Source organism: Shewanella sedimentimangrovi (genome assembly GCF_017354965.1).
Taxonomy (GTDB): Bacteria; Pseudomonadota; Gammaproteobacteria; order Enterobacterales; family Shewanellaceae; genus Shewanella; species Shewanella cyperi.
The window spans coordinates 3,406,324-3,430,497 of record NZ_CP071502.1; the positions used below are offsets into that span (position 1 = coordinate 3,406,324).

Consider the following 24,174-nt stretch of genomic DNA (forward strand, 5'->3'; position numbering starts at 1 on the left):
CCGTTGCCATTGATACAGACTTGGGTATGGATGATGATCGAATCAGGCAATCCAGAACTTCAGGCCAAGGGCCGTCAAAACCTTATCGCCTCCTTCGGCAGCCTGGCCAAGGCCAATGAATACCTGGCCGAGAAATTGAAATCCTAACCATTAAAAAAGGCGCCTTGGGCGCCTTTTCTGATTTCAGGTTCTGTTGCGTCTTGCCAACACGGCCTGATTCAATCCTTCCAGAAGTATTTCACTGTCCTGCCAACCTATGCAGGCATCCGTGATGCTCTGACCATAGGTCAGAGGTTGGCCCGGCACCAGATCCTGCCGTCCTTCCACCAAGTGACTTTCCACCATTACGCCGAAAATGCCGTTGTTGCCGGCAGCAATTTGGGCTCCCACATCCTCAGCCACCAACATTTGCCGGGCGAACTGCTTACTGCTGTTGGCATGGCTGAAATCTATCATCAGATTATCCGCCTGGCCCGAACTTGCCAGTTCAGCTCTTATGGCCGCCACCTGGGCCGCACCATAGTTAGGTTCACGACCGCCGCGCAATATGATGTGACAGTCTGGATTACCCTTGGTGGAAACAATAGCCGAGTGGCCAAATTTGGTCACAGACAGAAAATGGTGTGGCGCGGCGGCGGCACCTATGGCGTCTATGGCAATGCGTATGGTGCCGTCGGTACCATTTTTGAAGCCCACGGGACAGGACAGACCCGATGCCAGCTCACGGTGCACCTGGGATTCTGTGGTTCGGGCCCCAATGGCGCCCCAGCACATAAGATCAGCCAGGTACTGTGGCGTAATCATATCGAGAAACTCACCGGCGGTGGGCATGCCCGCATCATTGAGATCCAGTAACAACTTGCGCGCGGTCCGCAGGCCATCATTCAGCTTGAAGCTGTTATCCATGTAGGGATCGTTGATCAGCCCCTTCCAGCCAACTGTGGTTCTGGGCTTCTCAAAATACACCCGCATGACGATTTCCAGTTGTTGCTGATACTTGTGTCGTAAGGCCAGCAGACGCTCGCCGTATTCCATGGCGGCTTTGGGATCGTGGATAGAACAGGGACCTATGACCACCAGCAAACGGTCATCCTGTTTGCCCAGGATCCTGTGAATGCTATTGCGGGCATTAAATACCGTGGCTGAGGCGGCTTCGGTGGCCGGAAATCGCTCCAGAATGGCAATCGGGGGCAACAACTCTTTGACTTCATTAATCCGAACATCATCATTCTGGTAATACATGGTAATTCAGGCTCCAAAACCGGGGTTAAGCAAAACTCTCTCTATTTGCAATGACTCAGTCAATTTAGCCAGTATTGCCAGCGTTAGCAATCAAGTTGATATTTTTTCAAGAATATAATTTCAATTAATTGTTTTATAAGTATTTTTTCATTAGCAACTTTAAACATACCTTATAAAGCCTTGGTTTGCGGACAGACAGTGGGGGCAGACGAAAACAGGCAGAAAAAGTCTAACCTTCTGCTGCTCAAGGAATATTTTTTTCATCTGTCACCGATGATGTTTAAAACAACACCGCACGCCATTCCCATTAGTTAACCAAGCCGTAACAAACGCTTATCACTGCCAATTAGAAGGCTGAAACAGCAGCATTCCCAGCGAAAAATACCGCTCAAAAATTAGGCTTGCGCCAAGGCAAATGTTAACGCTAGGTTACAAAAACAGGTCAGACGTCAGACGTCTTACCTGTTCAACAAGACGTTATAAAATCAACACTCTAAAAGAGAAATAAGCCAATGAAGATCTCCAACACATTAATGTTGCTGGGTCTGTTTGCTGTCAGCCCCCTGAGTCAAGCCGTCACCGGACTAGCCTTTGTGCACGGTACCGGTAAACAAACCGATGCCCTGAACGACTACTGGACCAGCGAATTTGTCAATTCGGTGCGTCAGGGTCTGGCCAACAGCGGCAACTACACAGTAATCAACTGCGATTTCGATCAGTACATGTGGGACGAGGCCGCCTCGGGTTGCCTGGTTAACCAGCTGGGGCAATTTATCGATGCCAAAAACATCGACAGCCTGATCCTGCTGACCCACTCCAATGGCGGCAACATAGTCCGCTGGGTTCTGTCAAATCCCACCTGGGATGCGCGCTACCCCAAGATAGTTAACGCCACCAGCCGGGTGATTGCGCTGGCACCGTCCAGTGCAGGCACACCTCTGGCGGATGCCGTAAGTGAAGGCAATGTCTTTGAAACCTCTCTTGGATGGCTGCTGGGCTACGACAGTGATGCGGTCAAGCAACAGCAAGTGGGCTGGATGAGTTATTACAACAGTACCTGGCTCTATGGCACCAGCGGTCGTCCCGGTCTGGGTAAGCCATTCGAAACCGTGGTGGGCTCAGATGTGGACTCGGCGATTTGGGACAGCGACAGCTATTGTGCCGGCTACCAGTACCAGGTCGCGCTGGAAACCACCCAAAACTGGCTCGACAGTTGCTCCGATGGCTTCCTAAACTGCAGCTCCCAGAGCGCCGCCGGCACATTGTGGTTTACCGACAAGCAAAAAACTGCCGGTGCCGAGCCTTTGAGCCACCAGCAAAGCCGCCGGGCCTGTTTCAAGCTCGACAGCCTGATCCGCAATCACATCTAGGAGAACAGCATGCATACCATGACAAAACTGGCCACTGCATTGGCCTTGCTTGGCCTGGTGTCTGCCTGTCAGCAGGAACGGGCACCACAAGAAGAACAGAACCAGACCGTCAGCAAAGATCTGCAGCTGGCGCCACCGGCACAGGGTGATTTGACGGCTGAGGTTATCGCCGAGCCCAGTCTGCCGGGACTCAATGCGTCCCGGGACAAGGTGAGCTTTGTCCAGCCATTGGGACAAGTCTATGTACCTCAACACCCGGTAATGACGCAGCAAAGTCAGAGCGATGAGTATTGGATGAATGTGACCGGTGCACAACTCAACCAGGGTCTGAACCTGCCCATCAGCCAAGCCGGGGCCATGATCCGTGTCGCCGCCCGTACCGATAACAGTTCGGGCGCTCTGATGCAGGCAGAACCTGTGGCCCCCCAGGACATTGAACTGACCGCTCCCAAAGAAAAACAGGCCAACCGACAATTGATACGCTCATTGGCGGATGCGGATGCCCTGGCCAGCGCTGGTCTGGATGACAATTCAGCGGCGCTGCAGATGTCGGCACAGGCACAACCGGGCAACTATCTGCTGCGGGTCAGTAAAGCCCTGGTGCCCTCGGCCAATTACCTGGTGAATGTTAAAGAGAAAAACAGCCCCTACCAGCTGACAGCCCAGGCTCCGGTCATGCTGGCACAGGGCGAAAACAAGATGCACCTCGGCCTGTCCTTGAGCGGCAGTGACAGTTTCGAGGTGTTGGGCGCAACACTGCGGGATAGCCGGGGGCAGGTAACGTCTCTGTCCTTGAACCACCAGGATGACGGCTGGCAATTGGTTATGCCTGAAATGGAGGTCAGCTCCAACGCCGGGCTGAGCGAAATCCTGGTGGATGTTACCGCCAAGGTGGGTACTACCACGGTAAGACGCACAGTGAAAACCGTGTTCAAGCCCTACGTCGCCAGCGCCAGATTAACCGACACAGTACTGAGCCAGTGGCAGGACGATATTCCTGAGCAACTGAGTTTCAATCTGGAGCTCAAGAGCGAGGGACGATTCACCTTGGGGGCAGTGTTCACCGGCACCAATGGCAAGGGAGAGGAAATAGCGATATTCAACACCCAAGTCGCGGCCTGGGTTACCCCGGATAATCCTCTGCTGGTGCTGCCACTGTCACCGAACCTCATCAAGGCCAGCGGCCTTCAGGCACCATTTCATTTACGGGAATTGGAGCTCAGGGATCAGGGGCAAATGGCAAGATTGAGTTTCCAGCAACAGGCCCTCAGCTTCTGAGGTCCAGGCCTTAACGTAAAGCGCCCCGATTGGGGCGCTTTTTTAATGATGTTCCATGGCATTCAGTTTGGATTGGTAACGCTTCCGGTCGCCATCGCGGCTCAATGCCAAGGCTTTTTCCAGACTTTGCTTGGCCTTACGCTCATTGCCCGTGGCCCAATAGGCCTTTGAAAGGCCGAAATAAAATTCGTGTCGATAATCGGCTTTCTCCACCGCACGCAGATACCAGGTGAGAGCCTGCTGATACTCGTGGTCGGAAAAAGCCTGTTGGGCCATATCATAGTAGTAATAAGGGTTGCGGATCCTGGCGAGTTCCAGCACCTTGTGGATCTCGGCCCATTCCTCCAACCGTTCCTGCTCTCCCAGCAACAAAGCCAAATTATACAGGGTGGTCAGATCCTCCGGCGTGTATCTCAAGGCCAATCGATAGGCGTCCTCGGCCCAGTCCTCATGACCGCGATAGCGATACAGAATGGCGAGCGTATTCAAGGCCGGGGTGAAGTTTGGCTTCTGCAACAGTGATTGTTTGATTAAAGCATACGCTCTATCTTGATGTCCCTGTATCAAGGACTCAGCCGCTAAATTGTTATAAAACATGGCCAAGAATGCCTGTCTGCTTATCTTTTTCTTGGCATAACCGCGCATGGCTCTTTCCGGCAAGAAATCAATCTGAATAGCTTCGGGTCTGACATAGGCTGTGTGCATCAATTCAGGTGGCATTAACCGGATATTCACGTGGCCATTCAGTAAATAAAACTCCCCCTGCTTATCCCACACGGGTTCCACCTGCACCTCGTATATCTCTACCGGCACATTCAAAACGTCAGCCAAAGCGGCAGACAGCACCACCAAAGACATACAGTTCCCCTGGCGCTCCTGGTAGGTCACTTCGGCTATTCGGGTGTAATTATCGTAGTACTGGAAGCCGCCCTTATCGGCTCTTAACTGCTGAGACAGCCAATCATGGGCGCTGATGGAGTTACCGGAGCCCATATTGGCTCGGTTATAACTTTGCAATAACTCGGATTTTGCCTTTTGGGGCAAAGCAAAGACTTGTTCAGGAGAGGGAACATCAGATACAGGATTAAACAGCTCATCGTGCCAATAGCCATTGAGGTCCACACTCTGGATAGAGGTCGTATGGCTGCAACCACTGAGCGCCACAATGCCTAATATCAACCCGGAAAAGACCAATAATCTCATCTTCTCACCCTCTGGTGCGACTTCTTTAGTCTGAGACTAAGCCATACTCCCCAACAATGTCAGCACAAAAAAGTTACAAAACATGTTCATTCTTTAGTCTTAATCAATGAATGTGGCTGAAGCTGGATAAACACTCTGACACCACGCCGGTTCACGGGATACAGCAAGCTGTCACCACAAAGATAGACAGGCCCCTTCAGGGTCAGACAATCCACGGGCAAGGAGTGCCATATCCGTTGTTGCTCCGCCAACTTCAGGGATTGTTGCCGCCGCCACTCTTCGGCCGCCTGATCCCGCGCGGCAAAGGCGTCGAACGCCTGAGGCTCCCGTCTGACTATGACCTCTCCAGCCATCACCTGACCAGCTTGGGCCAGAAAGAGGCCTAACAGCAATATGCCCGGTGTGAATCGATATGCCATAGCCCTCTCTCAATGGGTACTTATAAATTGAGCATAGCCACTGCCGGCACCACCGACAGGAATAACGGCAGACATTGAGCTCACGGTCCCAGCCTTGGCCGTCAAAAAGCCCCGGAAAACAAAAAAGCAGATCCGGGGATCTGCTCTTTCATCAAACCTGGCTCTCAATCAGCCGGCACTTTTCACAGTGACAAACTCAGGATAGGCGTCGATACCGCAGTCCGATGCATCCATACCGTTGTACTCTTCTTCTTCGCTGACGCGGATCCCCATGGTAAGTTTCAAAGCCAGCCATACCAGCAGAGAGGCAGCAAAGACCCAGGCAAAAATGGCACCTATGCCGATAAGCTGCCCAAGCAAGGTCGCATCCGCGTTCGACAGGGGCACCAGCAACAAGCCAAAGATACCGGCAACACCGTGCACTGAGATAGCGCCAACCGGGTCGTCAATCTTGACTCTGTCGAGGGCGACAATGGCAAACACCACCATGGCACCGGCCGTCAGGCCTATGGCCGCCGCCAAGCCCAGAGACGGAGACAGGGGATCCGCTGTGATGGCCACCAGACCTGCCAGGGCGCCGTTAAGAATCATGGTCAGATCCGCCTTGCCCCAAATCATCTTACACACCACCAGAGCCGCAATGGCACCGAAAGCAGCAGCCGAGTTGGTGTTGACGAAAATCTTGGCTACGGATGTCGCATTGGCAGCATCGGACACCATCAGTTGTGAGCCACCGTTGAAGCCGAACCAGCCCATCCACAGGATGAACATCCCCAGGGTCGCCATCGGCAGGTTAGAGCCGGGGATCGGATTGACCTGACCATTGGGACCGTATTTGCCACGGCGGGCGCCGAGCAACAGGACACCGGCGAGCGCGGCTGCAGCCCCGGCCATGTGCACAATACCGCTGCCGGCAAAATCAACGAAACCGGCCTTGGAAACAAAACCGCCGCCCCAGGTCCAATAACCTTCCACCGGATAAATGACCGCCGTCATAACTACGGAAAACGCCAGGAAGGCCCACAGTTTCATGCGCTCGGCCACGGCACCTGAGACTATCGACATGGAGGTCGCCACAAACACCACCTGGAAGAAGAAATCCGACTCCAGGGCATGGCTGGCATCCCCTGCCTGGCTGCCTATCAGGGCGCCGAAGCTCGGCAGGAAGCCTCCCTCACTGTTATCCACATACATGATGTGGTAACCCACCATCAGGTAGGTAATGCAGGCTATGGAATACAGACACACGTTTTTGGTGAGGATTTCTGTGGTGTTTTTGGAGCGCACCAGACCGGCCTCCAACATGGCGAAACCGGCCGCCATCCACATCACCAACGCACCGGATATCAGAAAATAAAAGGTATCCAACGCAAATCTCAGTTCGGCCACCGTCAGGCCCAGCTTAGTAATTTCTTCCATCTTGGTCCCCCTTAAAGCGCTTCTGTGTCTGTTTCGCCGGTACGGATACGGATCGCCTGTTCCAGATCCATCACGAAAATCTTGCCGTCACCAATCTTGCCGGTGTGAGCGGCGGCGGTGATGGCCTCCAGCAACAATTCGACGTTTTCGGCCTTGGTGGCAATGTCCAACTTAATCTTGGGCAGAAAGTCCACCTGATACTCGGCACCTCGGTACAGCTCTGTGTGCCCCTTTTGTCGACCAAAGCCTTTCACTTCGGTCACTGTCATCCCCTCAATCCCCATACCGGCGATGGCCTCACGGACATCATCCAGTTTGAATGGCTTGATGATTGCGCTGATCAGTTTCATCCCAACCTCCAACATAAGCTGTCGTTATCAAATTGTGACAAAGACAATTCAAGCATCGGGCCAGATATTCAACTCATTGTTATTAAACGGATAAATAATAATTAGCGCATAAATGACGCATAAAAACGCACCTTTTTAGTGCATTTATGCAACCACTGCCCCATGTTGGCGCAGGGCCAGGGCACGGTCTTATACACTGGACCTAAGCAGTATTGGCTTTCACGCTTAAAAGGCGTTTACTGGAATAAAACGCAGACAGGAGAAACAACTTATGTTGATGGAACATCAGGCACTGCTGCTGGTGGTGGATGTACAGGGCAAGCTGGCCCGCATGATGCACGACAGCGATGGCTTGCACGGCCAATTGCTCACTCTTATCCGCGGGATAGGTCTGTTCGATATTCCCACCCTGTGGCTGGAACAATTGCCGGATAAGCTGGGCGCGACCTCAGAAGAGCTGGCCTGCGAACTGCGTCAGCGTTGCCAGCCCATAGCCAAGGCCCACTTCAGTGCCTGGCCCAACGCCGAGTTTCGCGACGCCCTGACCCTCAGCGGCAGACGCAAGGTGATCCTGTGCGGCATAGAGACCCACATCTGCGTCTACCAGACCTGCCGCGATCTGCTGGACGCAGGTTTTGAAGTACATCTGGTCGCCGACGCTGTGGGTTCACGCACCGAAGCCAATCGGCAACTTGGCCTGGCCATGATGCAACAGGCCGGAGCCACATTAACCAACGTCGAATCTTTACTGTTCGAGCTGCAACACGAAGCCAGCGGTGAACGCTTCAAATCGCTGCTGCAACTGATTAAATAATCGCCAACATAAATAAAATGGGGCCATAGTCGTGGCCCCTTTCACATTTTCGCGCTTCAAAGGATGTGTTGCAGCAAAAGCTAATGTAAAACAGAGCTTTTACCACACCGAGAAACGCATTTATGAACAGGGGCAGTCTCACTTCCAAGATCCTCGGCCTTATGCTGACCCTGATCCTGCTTTCTTCCGGATTGGCCCTGTTTGCCATAGCCAATCTGTCCTACAGCCTGGGGGATGCCAGAGCGGTGAACGCCTCCGGCTCATTGCGGATGCAGAGCTACCGCCTGATGCTTTACACCCACGCGGGCAAGGAGCAGCTGCAAGCCAAAATCCAGGAGTTTGAGACCACGCTCAACTCAGATGCGCTCAAACGCTCACAGGACTGGACCAGTCCGGAGCGCTTGCGGCAGCAATATTTGCTGGTTCAGAACAAATGGCAGCATATGAAGCAGCTGGCCATGGCCGAGGATTCCGGGCGCTATGGGGCACTGTTGCAGGATTTTGTCGACACCATAGATCTGCTGGTGCTGGAAACCGAACTCCACGCCGCCTTCAAACTAAAACTGCTGGCCGCCAGTCAGGCCATGGGCTTGGGACTGATGCTGCTGGTGGCCTTTTTCGCGGTGCGCTATACCCGTCGCAAGGTGGTGGTACCGCTGCAGCAACTGATGCACTCGGCCAACACCATAGCCAAAGGCAACTTCGATGTGCAGTTGCCCGAAACCGAATACCTGGAGCTGCAGGCGCTGACCCACGCCCTGGACAGCACGGCCAAAGAGCTGTCGGCCCTCTATGGCGATCTTGAACATCAGGTACAGGAAAAAACCCGCGCCCTCAGCCGTGCCAACGGCGAACTGGCCCTGCTGTATGACACCCTGGTGATGCTCCACGGCAAACAACCGGATTATCGGGCCCTCAAGCCCGCCCTCGACAAGCTCAAACATTTTGAAGCCATGCAATACCTGCGGCTGTGCATCAGTCATGGGGACGAGCAACAGGAAATCATCACTGCCGATGGTGGTTGGCCCGAAGAGGCCCTGGCGCAATATCACATTCCGCTGACATTCGAAGGCAGCGTCCTCGGCAAACTGGAGTGTATTTCTGCCCGCCCCTGCAATGGCCCCCTGTTGGAAAATTTTGCCCTGATCCTGGCCCGCAGCCTGCTGCTATACCAAGCGTCGGAACAGAAGCAGCAACTGGCTTTAATGGAAGAGCGCGGCGTGATAGCCCGCGAACTGCACGATTCACTGGGACAGGTGCTTTCGTACCTGAAAATCCAACTCAATTTGCTGCGCAAGGGCCTGGATGATTGCTGCCTGAGCCCCCAGGTAGAACAGCAGCTGAGCGAAATCAACGACGGGGTCAGCGCCGCCTATGTGCAACTGCGGGAGCTCTTGTCCACCTTCCGCCTGACCATCAAGGAACCCAATCTGCAACATGCGCTCGAGGCCATGCTGGAACAACTGCGGAACCAGACAAGCTGTGAAATAGTGCTCGATTACGGGCTGGAGCAACAACTGCTGGGCGCCAATCAACATATTCACATACTGCAGCTGACCCGTGAGGCCACACTCAATGCCATCAAGCATGCCCAGGCCAAACGCATAGAAATTTGCTGCTGTAAAAATGATGCCGGCTTGATTAACATCAGCATCAGTGACGATGGCATAGGCATCAATCATTTACGGGAAAGGGACAATCATTTCGGCATTAGCATAATGCAGGAGCGAGCCGCCAAGCTCAGCGGTCGCCTGAATTTCTCCGGCAATGCCGCCGGCGGTGCCACTGTATCCCTGACCCTTCCCCCTCATCAGGAGACAAACCATGGGTAAACCCTATTCAGTGCTGGTGGTCGACGACCATCCACTGCTGCGCCGAGGCATCTGCCAATTAATCAACTCTGATCCTGACTTCACCCTCCTGGGGGAGGCCGGCAGCGGAATTGAGGCCCTGAATATGGTGGGCGACAATGAACCCGACATCATACTGCTGGATTTGAACATGAAGGGTATGTCGGGACTCGATACCCTCAGCGGCCTGCGCCAGGAAGGAGTGACCGCCCGGGTAGTGATATTGACTGTGTCCGATGCCAAAGCCGATGTGATCCGCCTGCTGCGGGCCGGCGCCGATGGATATTTGCTGAAAGATACCGAACCGGATTTATTGCTGGAAAAACTGAAACATGCCATGCAGGGCCACAGGGTGATCAGCGAAGCAGTCGAGGCCTACCAACTGGAGCTTAAGCAGGCCGCCGATGAGGACGAGTGGATCAACTCACTGACGCCACGGGAAATGCAAATCCTCACCCAACTGGCCGAGGGCCTGAGCAACCGCACCATTTCCGAGCAACTGCATATCAGCGAAGGAACGGTTAAGGTCCACGTCAAAAACCTGCTGCGCAAGGCCAACGCCAAGTCCCGCACCGAAATGGCGGTGCGTTACCTCAACCGTTAATGGCAGGAGACAGCCGCGGGCATGGCTCAGCGGCTGTCATTAACAAAAAGCTGCCAGCTTTCAAGGGCATGTTGAAAGTCTTCCAGGCCGCAGCTGGCCTCGGATTCACTGTCATACATGGACATGCCTTCGTCCAGCTCATCCAGACTGTCGTAGCCCAGCACATTGGCAAAGATCCTCGCCTGCTCGGCATCGAGCTCCAGGGTAAAATCGCGGCCAATCTGACGCCACTCTCCATGCCCAGCAGCCTGCAGCTGGGACACCTTGGCCAGCAATCGGGTGCAACCGTCCCTGTCTTCCCCCAGTTCCTCGCAAAACCAGCGCCCCATGACCTCATGTTCCATGCTGAAATTGGCAAACAGGCTGCCATCGAGACTGTTGCGGCGAAACTCAAACTCCATCGTCTGTTCCTGAAAAGCAAAAAATATCTTCCAGCAATTTTATCCCAAATCCGCAGGACTTGCTTCCGGGACTGACAAGTGCCGGCTCACAGGCTTGAGCTTGGGACAGGCCCTAAGGTAAGTTAGCGTTATCACAACCGAATTTGGAACGGCTTATGCGCAAAGGATTTATCTATTGCCTGCTGCTCAGCGGCGAGCGTGCCGGCAGTATGCTCAGCTTTGAGGAGCTGCAGGCCTGGACACCGGAGCAAGGGCTGCTGTGGGTTCACCTCAATTATGAGGAAACACATGCCCGCGAATGGCTCTACGGTCAAACCTTGCCACGGTTGGAAATAGATGCCCTCCTGACCCGGGACACCCGCCCCAGGGCCATAGTGACCGAACAGGGCATGCTGCTGGCGCTGCGGGGCGTCAACCTCAATCCGGATGCGGATCCCGAAGACATGGTGGCACTGCGTCTGCTGGCCAGCGAAACGCGCATCATCAGTACCAGCCGCCGCAGCCTGCATTCGGTAAAAGAACTGGCCGACAAAATCATGTTGCGCCAGGGCCCCAAAACCACCGGCGAGTTTATCCTGGAGATCTGCGATCGCCTGACCCTGCGCAAAACGGAGTTCATCGCCAAGCTAGATGACAAGATGGATGAACTGGAAGAGCTGTTGGTCAGCGGCAGCAAGCACGACCTGCGCAGCGACATCGCCGAACTCAGGCGTCAGACCGTGGCACTGCGCCGTTATCTGGCCCCCCAACGTGAAGCCTTTGCGGCCATGCAGACCGACGAAGACACCTTGCTCACTCACCATGAGCAGATGCGGCTGCGGGAAATCCGTGACCGCCTGGTGCGGGCCATAGAAGATCTGGAGGCGATAAGGGACAGGGCCAACGTCACCCAGGAAGAACTGCTCAGTCGCCAGTCCGAAGAACTCAACCAGAGATTATATTTCCTGTCGCTGGTAACCGCCGTCTTCCTGCCGATAAGCTTTCTGACCGGCCTGCTGGGGGTCAATATCGGCGGTATCCCGGGCGCCGAAACCGCTTGGGCTTTTCCTGCCTTTTGCGGCCTGCTGGTATTTCTGGTGGTAGTACAACTGGTGCTCTTCTATCGCAAACACTGGCTTTGATTGAACAATTTGTCCCGCCTATTACCAGCCAGCCACCGCAGGGGGAAGCGTGCAATGAGTCAATGAAGTCCAACATTCCGGCATTCGATTACTTCTCGGAATTTGTCCAATTAGATACTGGCTGGAATGGAACACCCACTTAGGCACTGCTGCACCAGTGACCGTCCGAGCCATCGATGGCGAGAGGAGGCTCCAAGGACGGATGCACGCCGTGTCACAGGGGTAGCAGTGCGAGAGCCCACCGCAGGTGATTGATAACTTCCCATGCCGGAGGCTGCCCAAAAGCACAAGTTAGCCGCTGTGTCGACGGTAAAAAGTCATGGGTATCAAATCGGGGGCGCCGAGCCCACAGTCGGGTAAGGAGCTTTGGGGAAGGAACCACAGGTTCCAGAAGTTAAATTGCGCGGCGCCCGGTTAACCCTCAAGCCAACGCCTGAAGCCGGCGCTGCGGGTTTTGCTGGTGATAATGGGCTCATTGAGCTGTTTGACGTACACGGCGAGTGTGTCTTTGGCATAGGGCTCGAACCGTTCCAGATAGGTTAGATTAAGCACTTCGCTGCGATTGAGGCGGAAGAATTGCCGCGGATCCAGGCGCCCCTCCAGTTCCGTGATGGAAGACTCGCTGATGATGTGATATTCCCCTTGCTTGTCCCTTGCCAAAATCACTCCATTGGCGGCGCGAAAGCAGCTGATGTCTGCGATGGGCAGCACCACACTACCAGTGCTTTTTTTGACGATAAAGCGTGTCTTGTATTGCTTATCGTTTGAAGACTCTGCCCCCTTGGTCATGGCAGCACTCAACTGGGCATAATTGGTCAATGCCTGGCAGAATCTTTTATAGGAAAAGGGTTTGAGCAGGTATTCAATCCCCTGGCTTTGAAAGGCGTCCATCCAGAAATTATCGTATGAAGTGGTAAATATCACAGGACAAGGCAAGTCGAGCTGCTGCATGGCGGAAAATACCTGGCCGTCACCGAGTTCTATGTCCGAAAAAATCAAATCTATCTGCTGTGATTCAGCAAAGAATGCCAGCACCTGTGATACCAGACCAAGCTCGGCCACTATCTCGGCCTCGGGCCAGTATTGCGCTATATAACCCGTCAGTTTCTGCGCCGCCAAGGGTTCATCTTCTATGATCACAATTCTCATACTGCATTCCTAAGCTGGCTGGGTCATCAGGGGCAGAGACAGGGAAAATTGTCCCGCTGTGGATTTTACCCCTATGTTTTTGTCAAACACCGACAAATACCTTTGGCTGAGATTGTTCAGCCCAATCCCATTGGATGGCTGCCTGAAGGGCTTCTCACGAATGGGATTGCTGATGACCAGGTGCTCGTCCTCGACGAAAATCCGGATCAACATGGGGTCGTCATGATTTGCCTGATTGTGCTTGGTCACATTTTCCAATGCCAGTTGCAGCGCACAGGGTACAATCAGACGCTCGAGCATCTTGGGATCAACCTCCAGCTGCAGCCGGTAGGCATGCTGAAATCGCTGCCCAAGCAAGTGCATATAATCTTCGGCAAAAGCCAGTTCCTGCGCCAGCGAGGCGTAAGTTTTATCCTGCGATTGCATTACATAGCGGTAAATCTCACAGAACGCATTCAGAAACTCGTCCGCATCCATGGGGTTGCGCTGAATCAAGGCCGACAGCACATTGAGATTATTGAACAGGAAATGGGGATCTATTTGCTGTTGCAGCATTTTCAGCTGGCTCATGGCCAAGGATTTTTGTGATGCCTGCAATGCCACTTGCTGTTGATTGGCACGTACAAATGCCTTAAAGGCCAGGGTGAAGCCGCCGACCACCAGATGCAGAATGAAGCTCATCAGCAACATCAGTACTATGTGGATAGCTTCCTGCTGCTGTAAGCCAAACAACAGCTCCACTCCCAGAGATAACACTGCGCTCAGCAACACAAAACTGATATTGCTCGCGACCAATACCGCAAAAAAGTGCCTCAGCTCAAAGGGTTGGTTGCCGCGGCGACAGCTGAGGCTGCGGTACAAAAAAAGCGTCAGCCCCTGGGCCAGCAAGCATTGCAGAAAGATCCAGACAGGTGCATCCGGGTGATATACGAAGGAGCTGCCGCCCTGCAGCAGCGCCGAGTACAACACCATAAGATTGGCGAAGGCGAAGAGTATGGTGATATTGATGATGGGTTTCATCTTGCCTTCCATTGGGCTATTTTCCTTGTTTATCATCCGGCAGGCGTTGCACTACTTCGCCCTTGGTGTTTAAAAACTCCAGCCTTGCGACTCCTAGCTTATCCACCACCATGCGGATCCTGATGTTACCTTCGGCATCATTGAGGCGCAATTGAGCATCGCCGTTCAGGGTGCCGTAAAACGCCCGCTGCACACCGTAGAGCTTACCGTCAGCGTTCAACTCGGCCAATTGCTGCTTTGCCTGCTCGTCACCTCGCTGCGCCGCCTCCTCCAGTGGCGCCAGGCTGAACATGTCGCTGTCGGGTCTGTCCAGTATGGTCATGCCGGTGATCATATAATCCTCTGATTCAATGTGTTGCAATGCCATGGTCTGATCCTGATTGTAGCGATCGAATGACATGTGCAATCCATGATTGACCTTGCCATCTTCCTTCTTGCCCCTGAACATCAAGCCGCCATTCTCAGTGCCCTCGTCGTTATAGAAAATCAGCCCGGGGCGCTTGCCGACATTCATATAGACCTTGCCTTCTTTTATCGCCTGCGGGGAGCGTTCCGAGTTGGCCATCACCATACGCAGCTGACCATCCTCTTCCAACACGTTGATCCGCTTGACAGATATCTCATCAAATTCCGCCACCTGGGTGGCTGAGTACAGATTCTTCCCCGTTACCGCCAAGAGTCCCAAAGCTAACATTGCATTGAGAAGCTTCTGTTTTTTTAATGATTTTTCTATTGATAATGAGTTCATGTGCTTATCTCCTGAGTTGATATGGCCAATGTATCCAGGCATCGCGGGCCAAAACAGCCAATTCAGATAAGCGGGGGGAAATCATCGATAAAGGGGAGGAAGATGGGGTCAAGCAGTGACCTGTTTCCTGATCAAGCAAAATTGATGGCCACTGTCTTTGTCATCCCAGGTAAATGGCCTTAAGAAATGCGGTTTCAAATTGACCTGACTAAGGCACGAAATAAGTGCACAGCAGACGCAAACTCGGGGGGCTGTGGGATAGCAGCAAAAAAGCCGTACCTGTTACAGCGGCACGGCCTTTTGGAGAGGGGTTAAGCGCGGCTTAAATAAACAGGTCGCGGATGTTTCTCAAATCGCCCTTGCCGTTGGCAATCTCATCCGGGGTCAGGCCTGAGACTTCGTGTGGGAACACCAGCCAGTCTTCGGATGAGTGGATATAGTAATCAGGCTTCAAGGGTACGGCTGTGTTCTTGGGCTTGTAGTAAGGACAGGCGATGCGCACGTCCCTTGGCATGTTGAGGCGCATCAGCTGGCTCAGTTTTTCCTTGAGCGCATGGATTGAGCGGCCGGAGTCGAACACGTCATCGACAATCAGCAGGCCGTCGTCGGCATTGGCGTTTTCCACTATGTAGTGCAGGCCGTGGACCTTGATTTCCTTGCTCTGCTTGTCTGTGCCTATGCCGTAGTAGGAAGAAGTGCGCACCGCTATATGGTCGGTTTCCACCTGTTTGAAGTCAAAATACTCCTGCACGGCTATACCTATGGGGGCGCCGCCACGCCAGATACCCACGATAAATTGTGGCCGGAAACCACTTTCATAGACCTGGGCTGCCAAACGGAAGGAATCCTCCAGCAGCTGCTGCGCGGTAATATAGTATTTATCTGACATACAAGTGCCCCATCATCTCTGTGTTATTGCTTTGTATTTATTGCGCTGTCTTTGACATTGACCACACAGTGCCAATGCCGGACCAGCCGCCGGGATTTGGGGCGGCATTCTAGCGCATTATGGTCCCATTTGCTGCGCTGCGGTGATCAGATCCTGCGCCAGCGCAAAAAAAATCCACCCGCAGGTGGATTTTTCTATCTTTCCAAGGCTATCAGGTTTCGCTCACGGGAACTATGGCGTGGCTGCCGGCCAGAGTCATGGCACTGTAGCCCCTGTCCTCGGCCTCGGTGAATTCACTGTCCAATATGCTGCTGACGAAGTGCCAATCGCTGCGCACCGCATCCTGGGTAAAGGTCAGGGTCATGAAACCGCGATCCTTGAGGTTGGCATATTTGAGATCGTCCACCAGCCCCACCACGGCCGCTTCGGTGGCCGGGATCTGCTCTGTGGGCAGATTGAGGTAATACTCAAGCCCGGGTGAAGACACCGAACTGGTGGCAAACTCCACCCCCACCACGTCACCATTAACGTCGCGCAGCTCGTTGGCCCAGGCATTGTGGGTGTCACCGGCGATCACCACCAGGTTATGATCTTTCGACTTGGCGGTACCGAGGATCACCTCGCGCTCATAGGCATAGCCATCCCAGGCATCCAGGTTATAGGGGATGGCGGGCAGTTTCAGCAGCGCAATAACTTCCGGAGTCAGCTTGTACTGGTTGGCCACCAGATAGGTCAGCTCATTCTGGGTCAGGGTAGGATCGTTGGCCTGGGCACGGGCAGCCAACTGAGCCAGGGCGGCCAGCTCGGCAAACTGGGGAATACTCAGTTGCTGGGTGGCGATGGCCGCCGGCAGCAGCATCTTGCCCATCAGCACCTGTTGTCCCAGCACCTGCCACTTGCCGGTGGCGGACAGCAGGGTGCCCTGCAGCCACAGCAGTTGCAGCGCACCCAACATGGTACGGTCGGTGGCGGTCACATCGGCCATAAAGGCTTCGCCGTCAAAGGCACCAGTGTTGGGGTCCAGATAGGTGTTGAAGTCCAGCTGCTGGTCACGGCCCAGCAGACGGGTATCGAGCATGTGCAGATCCACCAAATCGCCAAAGCTGAAGCTGCGATAGATCTCCTCATGGTTGCCTTCGCGCCAGGGGCGGATCGGCAGCCACTCGAAATAGGCCTGCATGGCGGCCTGTTTGCGGGCGCTGAAGTCGCCCTCACCCTCATTGTGATTTTCCGCCCCTTCGCGCCAGGCGTCGTTGCATACCTCGTGGTCATCCCAGACAGTGATAAAGGGCACCATGGCATGCAGCTTTTGCAGGCTGGCATCGCCGCGGTACTGGGCGTAACGGGTACGGTAATCGCCAAGGGAAACCAGTTCGTGTGCCGGCAACACTTCACGGCCCAGTTCGGCCGCATGCTCGCTGGCGTAGCCGCCGCGCTCGTATTCGTAGATGTAATCCCCCAGGTGCACCAGGGCGTCGAGATCCTGCTGCTCGGTCAGGAGTTCATACACGTTGAAGTAACCGGCGGGGAAATTGGCACAGCTGACCACGGCCAGCTTGACCTGGCTGACGGCCCCCTCCGGCAGGGTGCGGGTCTTGCCTGTCACTGAGGTAACGCTGCCGCTCTTGAAGCGGAAGAAATACGCCGTGCCCGCCGTCAGGCCCATGGCATCCACCTTGACCGTGTAATCCCTGTCGGCATTGGTGATGGTGCTGCCGTTGGTCACTATGTCCTTGAAGTCGGCGTCGGCGGCCACTTCCCAGGACACACGCACATCGGCGTCGGTTTCCGGGGTGACCCGGGTCCAGAGGATCACCGCATCATGGGCGGGATCGCCGCTGGCAATGCCATGGTTAAAGGCAACGGCAACCGCAGGCGTATCGTCATCGCTGCTGGAGCAGCCCATCAGGCCATAGGAAAGTACCGCGGCACCCACCCCTTTGGCCGACATGGCCAGGAAGTCACGACGTGAAAAAGACCGTTTCATTATTATTATTCCCTTGAGTTTATTGCTGTTTAAGTGGTATGAGGTCTAATGAGTCAAAATGTTGAAACATTAATATTACATAAGAGTGACAACTTGATAAGTGCTAATTTAAATAACTTAAAAACAAGCGCTTATACAGGATGCTATACTGAGTTGGCGCCAAATTGCCGAGTTTAGCCCCCGAGTTAAGGAGCCCCAAATGCAGGTCAAGGACATAATGACAGCCAACCCAATTTGCATCAGCGATGGCGCCAGCCTCAGGGATGCCCACCTGCTGATGCAAAGCCGTGGCGTGCGCCATCTGCCGGTCATCGCCGAGAGTGATGGCCGTTATCGCGGCGTGCTCACCCACAAGAAAATGATTGCCAGCGTGGTCAGCATGATCAATCGCTATGGTGCCGGCGCCCTCGACCGCAAGGAACGCTTTACCCCCATAGCCGAGGTGATGGAAATTCCCGGCCAGCATCTGGGCACGGATGAGCCCCTGACAGTGGTGGTGGATTACTTTATCGACAATAAATCCGGCTGCCTGCCCGTGCTGGATGCCGACATGCGGGTGATAGGCATAGTGACCTCGTCGGACTTTGTGAAGCTCGCCAAGCGCTTGCTGCAACAGCAGGGTTAACACTAGGGCTTGGTCGGTCTTTCTGCTGCGTTAGTGCTAGTTTATGTAGAATAGAAAACCGACCGGGCTGCTGCCCCCCCCTGAAACGTCAACAAGCCCTAAGCTATTATCAAAATATTTTTGAAATAAAACCGGGCCTGGACCCGGTTTTTTTTAGCGCAGCCAAAGCTACAATGCCGCCATTGCCGTACCTTCATATAGGATAAAAAATGCAGGATTTAAGCTCGCTGGTAAAAAAACGCCGTACCACCAAAGCCTTTGACCCCAAGCGCAAGATTGCCGCCGACAAGATAGAGCACATCAAAACCCTGTTGCAGTTTGCCCCCTCCTCCACCAACTCCCAGCCCTGGCACTTTGTGCTGGCACAAACCGAGGCGGGCAAGGCCACTATCGCCAAGGCCACGGAGCAGTTTGCCTTCAACACCGCCAAGATAATGAACGCCTCCCACGTGCTGGTGCTGTGCACCAAACAACAGATGGACGAAGATCATCTGCATCAGGTATTGAACCAGGAACAGGCCGATGGCCGCTTTGCCGGTGAAGAAGCCAAGCAAAACCAGCACAATGGCCGCTCCTTCTTCGTCAACATGCACAGGTATGAGCTCAAGGATGCCCAACATTGGATGGAGAAGCAGGTGTATCTGGCCCTCGGCACCCTGCTGCTGGGCGCCTCGGCGCTGGACATAGACGCGTGCCCCATCGAAGGCTTCGATGCCACTGTGCTCAACCGTGAGCTGGGGTTGAGGGACAAGGGTTTCACCGCCTCTGTGGTTGTGGCCCTGGGCTATCGCAGCGAGGAAGACTTCAACGCCGCCCTGCCGAAATCCCGCCTGCCGCAAGCGCAAATTTTCAGTCAGATCTGAGCCACTTATCCAGGTTACAATGGGCCCGGGCTGTTATGCCCGCGGCCCCAATTAGCGTCCGCAATTCATAAAAGATTGGAATTTGTCATCCCCAAAGCCTGTGGCATAGTGACCGATAACCTTATTCAGGATGAATCGTGCCCATGTTGCTCGCCCCCACAGTGCCACAACTTGAAAACGCCAACACGGACGTCCCCGCCGCCAAGGGTGACAACCCTCTCATTTGGCCGCTGCTGAGCCTGCTGCAAGCCTCGGTACAAAGCTGGAAGGTGCATCACCTCGCCAGCGAACTCCAGTCCCGCGGCCTGATGCAACACCTGGATGACAATCCGGAAAAAGACCTGTTCAAGCGTAATTTCCTGCTGATGAATGCCCTGTTCGAGCTGCAGGAGATGCTGTTGCCACGGCAGTGGCTGCAGGTGCAGGCCATGGACATTCGCCTGCTGCGCCTGCCGCCGGCCGATGCCCAGCTGCAACTGGCCCAGGATGCGGCCCTGCGCAGCTATTACCTGGACTGGGGCAACTACGACACCTGCGCCAACGTGGTGCGGGAAATGCTGGAAGCCTTCTGGAGCCGCTACCAGGATTACATAGGCCTGGGGCACAGCGACATGCACAGAGCCCAGGCCCTGCGCATCTTCGAGCTGGATGAAGAAGCATGCGAGCGGGATATCCGCCGCCAATGGCGCCGCCTCGCCTTTATGTGGCATCCGGATCGCCCAGAGGGTGAAGCGGCCCGCTTCAGGCAAATCTGCGAAGCCTGGCAGGTGTTGCGGCAACGCTGAGGCGGCGGGCCGATTTTCAAAGCCGGGCCTATAATTAAGCCTCTATCCCCACCCAAGGTAATCAATCATGGACAGAGCCTTTATTATCACTGGCTTGGTTTACGCCATCCTCGGCATGTGTCTTGGCATAGTGATGGCCGCCAGCAATGATCACGGTCAGCTGGTGACCCATGCCCACATTATGTTGGCCGGTTTTGTGGTGTCCTTCCTCTATGGCCTGTGCCACAAGCTGTGGCTCAATAACCTGTGCAACCTGCTGGCCAAGGTGCAATTCGGCGCCCATCAGGCCGGTATGGTGCTGATGGCCGTGGGCCTGTTCCTGCTGTACGGCAAATATGTGGCCCCCGAAACCATAGAGCCTGTGCTTATCCTCTCGTCCCTGCTGGTGCTAACCGGCATGGTGCTGATGGCCGTGATGTTTATCCGCACCCCGGCCAGGGCCACATGAGGCTTTTGGGTCAGAGACTCAGTTCGCCGAACTTGCCCTGCTGCTTTTCATGCTGATAGCCGCGGATGGCCTGCTGGATTTCCGCCTGGGTGTTTATCACAAAGGGGCCCATGGGCACTATGGCCTCCCTGATGGGCTTCCCCTTTGTGATTGCCGCCAAACAGCAGCACCCGGCCAGAGCCTGAAAACATCCAAGGTCAAAGCCCCTCAGAGACTCAGCTCGCCGAACTTGCCCTGCTGCTTTTCTTGCTAACAGCCGCGGATGGCCTGCTGGATTTCCGCCTGGGTGTTCATCACAAAGGGGCCCATATGCACTATGGCTTCCCTGATGGGATTGCCGCCAAACAGCAGCACTCCGGCCAGAGCCTGAAAGCATCCAAGGTCAAAGCCCCTCAGAGGCTCAGCTCGCCGAACTTGCCCTGCTGGTAGTCGCGGATGGCCTGCTGGATTTCCGCCTGGGTGTTCATCACAAAGGGGCCCATGTGCACTATGGCCTCCCTGATGGGACTACCGCCAAACAGCAGCACTCCAGCCCCCTGGTCCCCAGCGATAAACTCGCTTTCCGCAGGCTCCAGCTGCAGGTATTCACCGGCGAAATAGCTGCTGCCCTGACTGTCTTTAAGCTCACCGCTGTGGATATAGACCCCGGCAAAACCGAAACCGCTAAAGTCCACCTTTGCACTGCCTTGTGGTTCCAGGCTGAGATCGGCGACCGCGCCATCGGCCGCCAGCCCCTGGATCAGCCCGTCAACCTTTTCCCCCTCAAATTGCCATTGGCCGCCCAAAGGATACAGGCTGGCACCGCGGCCATTGTCGTGACGGGGTTTGGCCATGGCGCTGCTGTCCTGATAGCGGGCCGGACGCATCTTGTCTTTAGCGGGCATGTTGAGCCAGATCTGGAAGCCGTGCAGGCCTTCTTTGGCATCGGCCAAGGGCATTTCCGAGTGAATGACGCCCGAGCCGGTGCTCATCCACTGCACATCACCGGCCAGGATGGCGCGCACATTGCCCATGTGGTCACGGTGCTCAAAGCCGCCCTTGCGGATATAGGTGAAGGTCTCGATGCCGCGGTGCGGGTGGGGCGGAAAACCGCCGATATAGTCACTGCTGTCGTCGGATTTGATTTCATCGACCATGAGGAAGGGGTCCAGTTGCAGCCGCTCGAAGTCGGCCACCCGACGGATATTGACGCCATCGCCATCCATGGCCGGACGGGCGAATAAACGATGTTTGATTTGCATACTCACCTCCCGGGAATTGGGAGCAGCATATACCCGGTTTTGGCGAAAGAATATTGCAAAATAGCGCAATATTCTTTCGATTTAAGCGAAGTGTCAGTCGGGCTTGAACACACCTATCACGGCGCCGGAGGCCTGTTTGGCGACCTGCTCTTCCGCCTGTTGCTCGCGATAATCGCACTCGACACACTCGACGGTTTCGACCCCATGGTCCTTGAACAGCACTATGCTGTCCTTGGCACCGCACTTGGGACACTTGGCCCCGGCGACAAATCGTTTCTTGGTTATGCTCATCTTGCTCGGTCCTGAAGGATACTGACGCTATTGTGCCACAGAAGCGCCCCCCGGTGGCAATGGCGCCGCCCTTGCTGGATGCGCGGGGCGAACTTGGTTATCATGCAACCCTTTGCACGCACCCAATAACGGAAGTCCATGATCACCATCTCCCAGGCGGAACTCATCCGCGGCAGCAAGACCCTGCTGGAAGACGCCAACCTCACCATTTATCCGGGCCACAAGGTGGGCCTGGTGGGCGCCAACGGCACCGGCAAGTCTTCCCTGCTGGCGCTGATCCAGGGCAAGCTGTCACTGGACAAGGGTGACATCAGCGTCCCCCGGGAATGGCGTTTGGCTTCGGTGGCCCAGGAGACGCCGGCGCTGGAAATCTCGGCTCTCGAGTATGTGCTCGACGGTGACCAGGAATTCCGCGAACTGGAGCAGGCCCTGGCCCAAGCCGAGCACAGCAATGACGGCCACGCCATCGCCGAGCTGCACGGCAAGCTCGATGCCATAGGCGGTTACAGCATCCGTGCCCGCGCCGGTGCCCTGCTGGCGGGTCTGGGTTTCTCCGAGGCCCAGCAAGGCGCCAGCGTCAAACACTTCTCCGGTGGCTGGCGTATGCGACTCAACCTGGCCCAGGCCCTGCTGTGCCGCTCGGATCTGCTGCTGCTCGACGAACCCACCAACCACCTCGACCTCGACACCACCTTCTGGCTCGAGGACTGGATCAAAAGCTATCCCGGCACCTTGGTGCTCATCAGCCACGACCGCGACTTTATCGACGCCCTGGTGGATGAAATAGTCCACGTGGAATACCAGAAGCTGAATTTCTACAAGGGCAACTACAGCACCTTCGAACGCACCCGCGCCGAACGCATGGCCCAGCAACAGGTGGCCTTTGAGCGTCAGCAGCGGGAAAAGGCCCATATGCAGTCCTTCGTAGACCGCTTCCGCTACAAGGCCAGCAAGGCCAAGCAGGCCCAGAGCCGTTTGAAGGCGCTGGAGAAAATGGCCGAGTTGCTGCCGGCCAAGGCCGACAACCCGTTCCAGATGGAATTTCGCGAACCCACAGCCCTGCCAAGCCCACTGGTGAAGATGGAAAACGTCGCTGTGGGCTACCCAGGCAAACAGATACTTGGCAAGGTGCATCTGAACCTGGTGCCCGGTGCCCGCATCGGCCTGCTGGGCCGCAACGGCGCCGGTAAGTCGACCCTGATCAAACTGCTGTCCGGTGAACTGGCGCCCATGACCGGCCTGTACGAGCCCAACCCCGGACTGCACATAGGCTATTTTGCCCAGCATCAGCTGGAATACCTGCATCTGGACGACAGCCCGCTGCTGCACCTGCAACGGCTGGCACCGGATGCCCGCGAGCAGGAGCTGCGGGACTTCCTCGGTGGCTTCGGCTTCCGCGGCGATATGGCGCTGGAGCCTGTGGGTCCCTTCTCCGGCGGTGAAAAGGCCCGCCTGGTGCTGGCCCTGCTGGTGTGGCAACGCCCCAACCTGCTGCTGCTCGACGAACCCACCAACCACCTGGATCTGGAGATGCGCCACGCCCTGACCATGGCGTTGCAAACCTTCGAGGGCGCCATGGTGATAGTGTCCCACGACAGGCACCTGCTGCGACTGACCTGCAGCGACTACTATCTGGTGGACGATGGCCAGGTGCAAAGCTTCGATGGCGATCTGGACGATTACCATCAGTGGCTGCTGGATGCCGCCCGCGCCGCCAACGCCAAGGCCGCCGAGGCCGGCGATAAACCGGCCCAGGACAAGAAGGCCCAGAAGCGTTTGGAAGCCGAGTTGAGGCAAAAGCTGTCACCGCTGAAAAAGCAGCAGGCCAAGCTGGAAACCGAGCAGGCCAAACTCACAGAGCGGCTGGCGGAGATTGAAAACCGCTTGGCGGATACCGGCCTGTACGAGGCCGCCAACAAGGCGGAGCTGACGGCCATACTGGCCGAACGTACCGAGCTCAGCCAGCGCCAGGAAGACAGTGAGCTGCAATGGCTGGAATTGCAGGAGCAAATCGATGCCATGGAGCAGCAGGTGCTGGAGGCCTGATCCTGGTGGCT

At 55.4% G+C, this 24,174-nt stretch carries 24 protein-coding genes and 2 pseudogenes; 11 read left to right on the plus strand and 15 right to left on the minus strand.

Annotation, left to right across the window (positions count from 1 at the left end; translation table 11 throughout):
* Nucleotides 1-183 precede the first annotated feature (183 nt).
* Nucleotides 184-1,242, minus strand: coding sequence for a 3-deoxy-7-phosphoheptulonate synthase AroG (aroG, locus tag JYB85_RS15075; RefSeq protein ID WP_207379948.1), 1,059 nt, complete (start codon nt 1,240-1,242; stop codon nt 184-186).
* Between the two features lie 512 nt (nt 1,243-1,754).
* Between aroG and JYB85_RS15080 the strand changes: the two genes are divergently transcribed.
* On the plus strand, nt 1,755-2,612 hold the full coding sequence (locus JYB85_RS15080) for a lipase family protein (protein ID WP_207379949.1): 858 nt from the start codon (nt 1,755-1,757) through the stop codon (nt 2,610-2,612).
* Nucleotides 2,613-2,621: 9 nt separating this feature from the next.
* Nucleotides 2,622-3,890, plus strand: coding sequence for a DUF4785 domain-containing protein (locus tag JYB85_RS15085; RefSeq protein ID WP_207379950.1), 1,269 nt, complete (start codon nt 2,622-2,624; stop codon nt 3,888-3,890).
* A gap of 42 nt (nt 3,891-3,932) precedes the next feature.
* Here the strand turns inward: JYB85_RS15085 and JYB85_RS15090 are convergent, their stop codons facing one another.
* From JYB85_RS15090 to JYB85_RS15105, 4 genes are all read right to left on the minus strand, one after another.
* Nucleotides 3,933-5,093: a tetratricopeptide repeat protein gene (locus JYB85_RS15090; protein WP_207379951.1), complete on the minus strand. Its 1,161-nt coding sequence runs from the start codon at nt 5,091-5,093 to the stop codon at nt 3,933-3,935.
* Between the two features lie 86 nt (nt 5,094-5,179).
* Nucleotides 5,180-5,512: a hypothetical protein gene (locus JYB85_RS15095; protein WP_207379952.1), complete on the minus strand. Its 333-nt coding sequence runs from the start codon at nt 5,510-5,512 to the stop codon at nt 5,180-5,182.
* A gap of 168 nt (nt 5,513-5,680) precedes the next feature.
* Nucleotides 5,681-6,931 (minus strand): ammonium transporter, encoded by a 1,251-nt coding sequence (locus JYB85_RS15100; protein WP_207379953.1) that lies wholly within the window; start codon nt 6,929-6,931, stop codon nt 5,681-5,683.
* Nucleotides 6,932-6,942: 11 nt separating this feature from the next.
* The gene (locus JYB85_RS15105; protein WP_207320781.1) at nt 6,943-7,281 is read right to left on the minus strand and encodes a P-II family nitrogen regulator; all 339 of its coding nucleotides are present in this window, start codon (nt 7,279-7,281) and stop codon (nt 6,943-6,945) included.
* Between the two features lie 271 nt (nt 7,282-7,552).
* On the opposite strand from JYB85_RS15105, the gene JYB85_RS15110 reads away from it, so the two are divergent.
* The 3 genes from JYB85_RS15110 to JYB85_RS15120 all read left to right on the plus strand — a co-directional run bounded on the left by JYB85_RS15110 (nt 7,553) and on the right by JYB85_RS15120 (nt 10,549).
* Nucleotides 7,553-8,095, plus strand: coding sequence for a hydrolase (locus tag JYB85_RS15110; RefSeq protein ID WP_207379954.1), 543 nt, complete (start codon nt 7,553-7,555; stop codon nt 8,093-8,095).
* 122 nt (nt 8,096-8,217) lie between these two features.
* Complete coding sequence (gene narQ, locus JYB85_RS15115; RefSeq protein ID WP_207379955.1) at nt 8,218-9,927, plus strand: nitrate/nitrite two-component system sensor histidine kinase NarQ; 1,710 nt, start codon at nt 8,218-8,220, stop codon at nt 9,925-9,927.
* Nucleotides 9,920-10,549, plus strand: a complete 630-nt coding sequence (locus JYB85_RS15120) for a response regulator (protein WP_207320784.1) — start codon at nt 9,920-9,922, stop codon at nt 10,547-10,549. The genes narQ and JYB85_RS15120 overlap by 8 nt, the downstream gene beginning before the upstream one ends.
* Before the next feature lie 26 nt (nt 10,550-10,575).
* On the opposite strand, the gene JYB85_RS15125 is transcribed toward JYB85_RS15120, so the two are convergent.
* The gene (locus JYB85_RS15125; protein WP_207379956.1) at nt 10,576-10,950 is read right to left on the minus strand and encodes a YacL family protein; all 375 of its coding nucleotides are present in this window, start codon (nt 10,948-10,950) and stop codon (nt 10,576-10,578) included.
* Between the two features lie 155 nt (nt 10,951-11,105).
* Between JYB85_RS15125 and JYB85_RS15130 the strand changes: the two genes are divergently transcribed.
* Complete coding sequence (locus JYB85_RS15130; protein ID WP_207379957.1) at nt 11,106-12,071, plus strand: zinc transporter ZntB; 966 nt, start codon at nt 11,106-11,108, stop codon at nt 12,069-12,071.
* A gap of 414 nt (nt 12,072-12,485) precedes the next feature.
* Here the strand turns inward: JYB85_RS15130 and JYB85_RS15135 are convergent, their stop codons facing one another.
* From JYB85_RS15135 to JYB85_RS15155, 5 genes are all read right to left on the minus strand, one after another.
* On the minus strand, nt 12,486-13,220 hold the full coding sequence (locus JYB85_RS15135; RefSeq protein WP_207379958.1) for a LytR/AlgR family response regulator transcription factor: 735 nt from the start codon (nt 13,218-13,220) through the stop codon (nt 12,486-12,488).
* Between the two features lie 9 nt (nt 13,221-13,229).
* The gene (locus tag JYB85_RS15140; protein WP_207379959.1) at nt 13,230-14,240 is read right to left on the minus strand and encodes a sensor histidine kinase; all 1,011 of its coding nucleotides are present in this window, start codon (nt 14,238-14,240) and stop codon (nt 13,230-13,232) included.
* Between the two features lie 16 nt (nt 14,241-14,256).
* Nucleotides 14,257-14,934, minus strand: coding sequence for a hypothetical protein (locus JYB85_RS15145; RefSeq protein ID WP_228730127.1), 678 nt, complete (start codon nt 14,932-14,934; stop codon nt 14,257-14,259).
* Between the two features lie 376 nt (nt 14,935-15,310).
* Nucleotides 15,311-15,877 (minus strand): phosphoribosyltransferase, encoded by a 567-nt coding sequence (locus JYB85_RS15150; protein WP_207320787.1) that lies wholly within the window; start codon nt 15,875-15,877, stop codon nt 15,311-15,313.
* Nucleotides 15,878-16,088: 211 nt separating this feature from the next.
* Complete coding sequence (locus JYB85_RS15155) at nt 16,089-17,864, minus strand: alkaline phosphatase D family protein (protein ID WP_207379961.1); 1,776 nt, start codon at nt 17,862-17,864, stop codon at nt 16,089-16,091.
* Between the two features lie 199 nt (nt 17,865-18,063).
* Here JYB85_RS15155 and JYB85_RS15160 point away from each other — a divergent pair, with 199 nt between their 5' ends.
* The 4 genes from JYB85_RS15160 to JYB85_RS15175 all read left to right on the plus strand — a co-directional run bounded on the left by JYB85_RS15160 (nt 18,064) and on the right by JYB85_RS15175 (nt 20,585).
* Nucleotides 18,064-18,489, plus strand: a complete 426-nt coding sequence (locus tag JYB85_RS15160) for a CBS domain-containing protein (protein WP_207379962.1) — start codon at nt 18,064-18,066, stop codon at nt 18,487-18,489.
* A 209-nt stretch (nt 18,490-18,698) separates the two neighbouring features.
* Nucleotides 18,699-19,352 (plus strand): oxygen-insensitive NAD(P)H nitroreductase, encoded by a 654-nt coding sequence (gene nfsB / locus JYB85_RS15165; RefSeq protein WP_207379963.1) that lies wholly within the window; start codon nt 18,699-18,701, stop codon nt 19,350-19,352.
* Nucleotides 19,353-19,495: 143 nt separating this feature from the next.
* Nucleotides 19,496-20,137, plus strand: a complete 642-nt coding sequence (locus JYB85_RS15170) for a DNA-J related domain-containing protein (protein ID WP_207323251.1) — start codon at nt 19,496-19,498, stop codon at nt 20,135-20,137.
* Between the two features lie 67 nt (nt 20,138-20,204).
* A complete protein-coding gene (locus tag JYB85_RS15175) occupies nt 20,205-20,585 on the plus strand; it encodes a TonB-dependent receptor (protein ID WP_207379964.1) in 381 nt (126 codons plus the stop codon).
* Between the two features lie 10 nt (nt 20,586-20,595).
* On the opposite strand, the pseudogene JYB85_RS19005 reads toward JYB85_RS15175, so the two are convergent.
* The 4 genes and pseudogenes from JYB85_RS19005 to JYB85_RS15195 form a co-directional block, all read right to left on the minus strand.
* Nucleotides 20,596-20,727 (minus strand): annotated as a pseudogene (locus JYB85_RS19005) (pirin-like C-terminal cupin domain-containing protein); the annotation flags it as partial.
* Between the two features lie 107 nt (nt 20,728-20,834).
* Nucleotides 20,835-20,945, minus strand: a pseudogene (locus tag JYB85_RS15185) (pirin-like C-terminal cupin domain-containing protein); the annotation flags it as partial.
* A 32-nt stretch (nt 20,946-20,977) separates the two neighbouring features.
* Nucleotides 20,978-21,826 carry a pirin family protein gene (locus JYB85_RS15190; RefSeq protein WP_207379965.1) on the minus strand — a complete coding sequence of 283 codons (849 nt, stop codon included), beginning with the start codon at nt 21,824-21,826 and terminating at the stop codon, nt 20,978-20,980.
* Nucleotides 21,827-21,919: 93 nt separating this feature from the next.
* Nucleotides 21,920-22,117 (minus strand): YheV family putative zinc ribbon protein, encoded by a 198-nt coding sequence (locus tag JYB85_RS15195; protein ID WP_207324605.1) that lies wholly within the window; start codon nt 22,115-22,117, stop codon nt 21,920-21,922.
* Nucleotides 22,118-22,255: 138 nt separating this feature from the next.
* Here JYB85_RS15195 and JYB85_RS15200 point away from each other — a divergent pair, with 138 nt between their 5' ends.
* On the plus strand, nt 22,256-24,163 hold the full coding sequence (locus tag JYB85_RS15200) for an ABC transporter ATP-binding protein (RefSeq protein WP_207379966.1): 1,908 nt from the start codon (nt 22,256-22,258) through the stop codon (nt 24,161-24,163).
* The last annotated feature ends 11 nt before the right edge of the window (nt 24,164-24,174 follow it).

Bases quoted from the DNA above. Each gene is read 5' to 3' on its own strand.
- aroG (WP_207379948.1), bottom strand. From the start codon at position 1,242: ATGTATTACCAGAATGATGATGTTCGGATTAATGAAGTCAAAGAGTTG.
- JYB85_RS15080 (WP_207379949.1), top strand. From the start codon at position 1,755: ATGAAGATCTCCAACACATTAATGTTGCTGGGTCTGTTTGCTGTCAGC.
- JYB85_RS15085 (WP_207379950.1), top strand. From the start codon at position 2,622: ATGCATACCATGACAAAACTGGCCACTGCATTGGCCTTGCTTGGCCTG.
- JYB85_RS15090 (WP_207379951.1), bottom strand. From the start codon at position 5,093: ATGAGATTATTGGTCTTTTCCGGGTTGATATTAGGCATTGTGGCGCTC.
- JYB85_RS15095 (WP_207379952.1), bottom strand. From the start codon at position 5,512: ATGGCATATCGATTCACACCGGGCATATTGCTGTTAGGCCTCTTTCTG.
- JYB85_RS15100 (WP_207379953.1), bottom strand. From the start codon at position 6,931: ATGGAAGAAATTACTAAGCTGGGCCTGACGGTGGCCGAACTGAGATTT.
- JYB85_RS15105 (WP_207320781.1), bottom strand. From the start codon at position 7,281: ATGAAACTGATCAGCGCAATCATCAAGCCATTCAAACTGGATGATGTC.
- JYB85_RS15110 (WP_207379954.1), top strand. From the start codon at position 7,553: ATGTTGATGGAACATCAGGCACTGCTGCTGGTGGTGGATGTACAGGGC.
- narQ (WP_207379955.1), top strand. From the start codon at position 8,218: ATGAACAGGGGCAGTCTCACTTCCAAGATCCTCGGCCTTATGCTGACC.
- JYB85_RS15120 (WP_207320784.1), top strand. From the start codon at position 9,920: ATGGGTAAACCCTATTCAGTGCTGGTGGTCGACGACCATCCACTGCTG.
- JYB85_RS15125 (WP_207379956.1), bottom strand. From the start codon at position 10,950: ATGGAGTTTGAGTTTCGCCGCAACAGTCTCGATGGCAGCCTGTTTGCC.
- JYB85_RS15130 (WP_207379957.1), top strand. From the start codon at position 11,106: ATGCGCAAAGGATTTATCTATTGCCTGCTGCTCAGCGGCGAGCGTGCC.
- JYB85_RS15135 (WP_207379958.1), bottom strand. From the start codon at position 13,220: ATGAGAATTGTGATCATAGAAGATGAACCCTTGGCGGCGCAGAAACTG.
- JYB85_RS15140 (WP_207379959.1), bottom strand. From the start codon at position 14,240: ATGAAACCCATCATCAATATCACCATACTCTTCGCCTTCGCCAATCTT.
- JYB85_RS15145 (WP_228730127.1), bottom strand. From the start codon at position 14,934: ATGTTAGCTTTGGGACTCTTGGCGGTAACGGGGAAGAATCTGTACTCA.
- JYB85_RS15150 (WP_207320787.1), bottom strand. From the start codon at position 15,877: ATGTCAGATAAATACTATATTACCGCGCAGCAGCTGCTGGAGGATTCC.
- JYB85_RS15155 (WP_207379961.1), bottom strand. From the start codon at position 17,864: ATGAAACGGTCTTTTTCACGTCGTGACTTCCTGGCCATGTCGGCCAAA.
- JYB85_RS15160 (WP_207379962.1), top strand. From the start codon at position 18,064: ATGCAGGTCAAGGACATAATGACAGCCAACCCAATTTGCATCAGCGAT.
- nfsB (WP_207379963.1), top strand. From the start codon at position 18,699: ATGCAGGATTTAAGCTCGCTGGTAAAAAAACGCCGTACCACCAAAGCC.
- JYB85_RS15170 (WP_207323251.1), top strand. From the start codon at position 19,496: ATGTTGCTCGCCCCCACAGTGCCACAACTTGAAAACGCCAACACGGAC.
- JYB85_RS15175 (WP_207379964.1), top strand. From the start codon at position 20,205: ATGGACAGAGCCTTTATTATCACTGGCTTGGTTTACGCCATCCTCGGC.
- JYB85_RS15190 (WP_207379965.1), bottom strand. From the start codon at position 21,826: ATGCAAATCAAACATCGTTTATTCGCCCGTCCGGCCATGGATGGCGAT.
- JYB85_RS15195 (WP_207324605.1), bottom strand. From the start codon at position 22,117: ATGAGCATAACCAAGAAACGATTTGTCGCCGGGGCCAAGTGTCCCAAG.
- JYB85_RS15200 (WP_207379966.1), top strand. From the start codon at position 22,256: ATGATCACCATCTCCCAGGCGGAACTCATCCGCGGCAGCAAGACCCTG.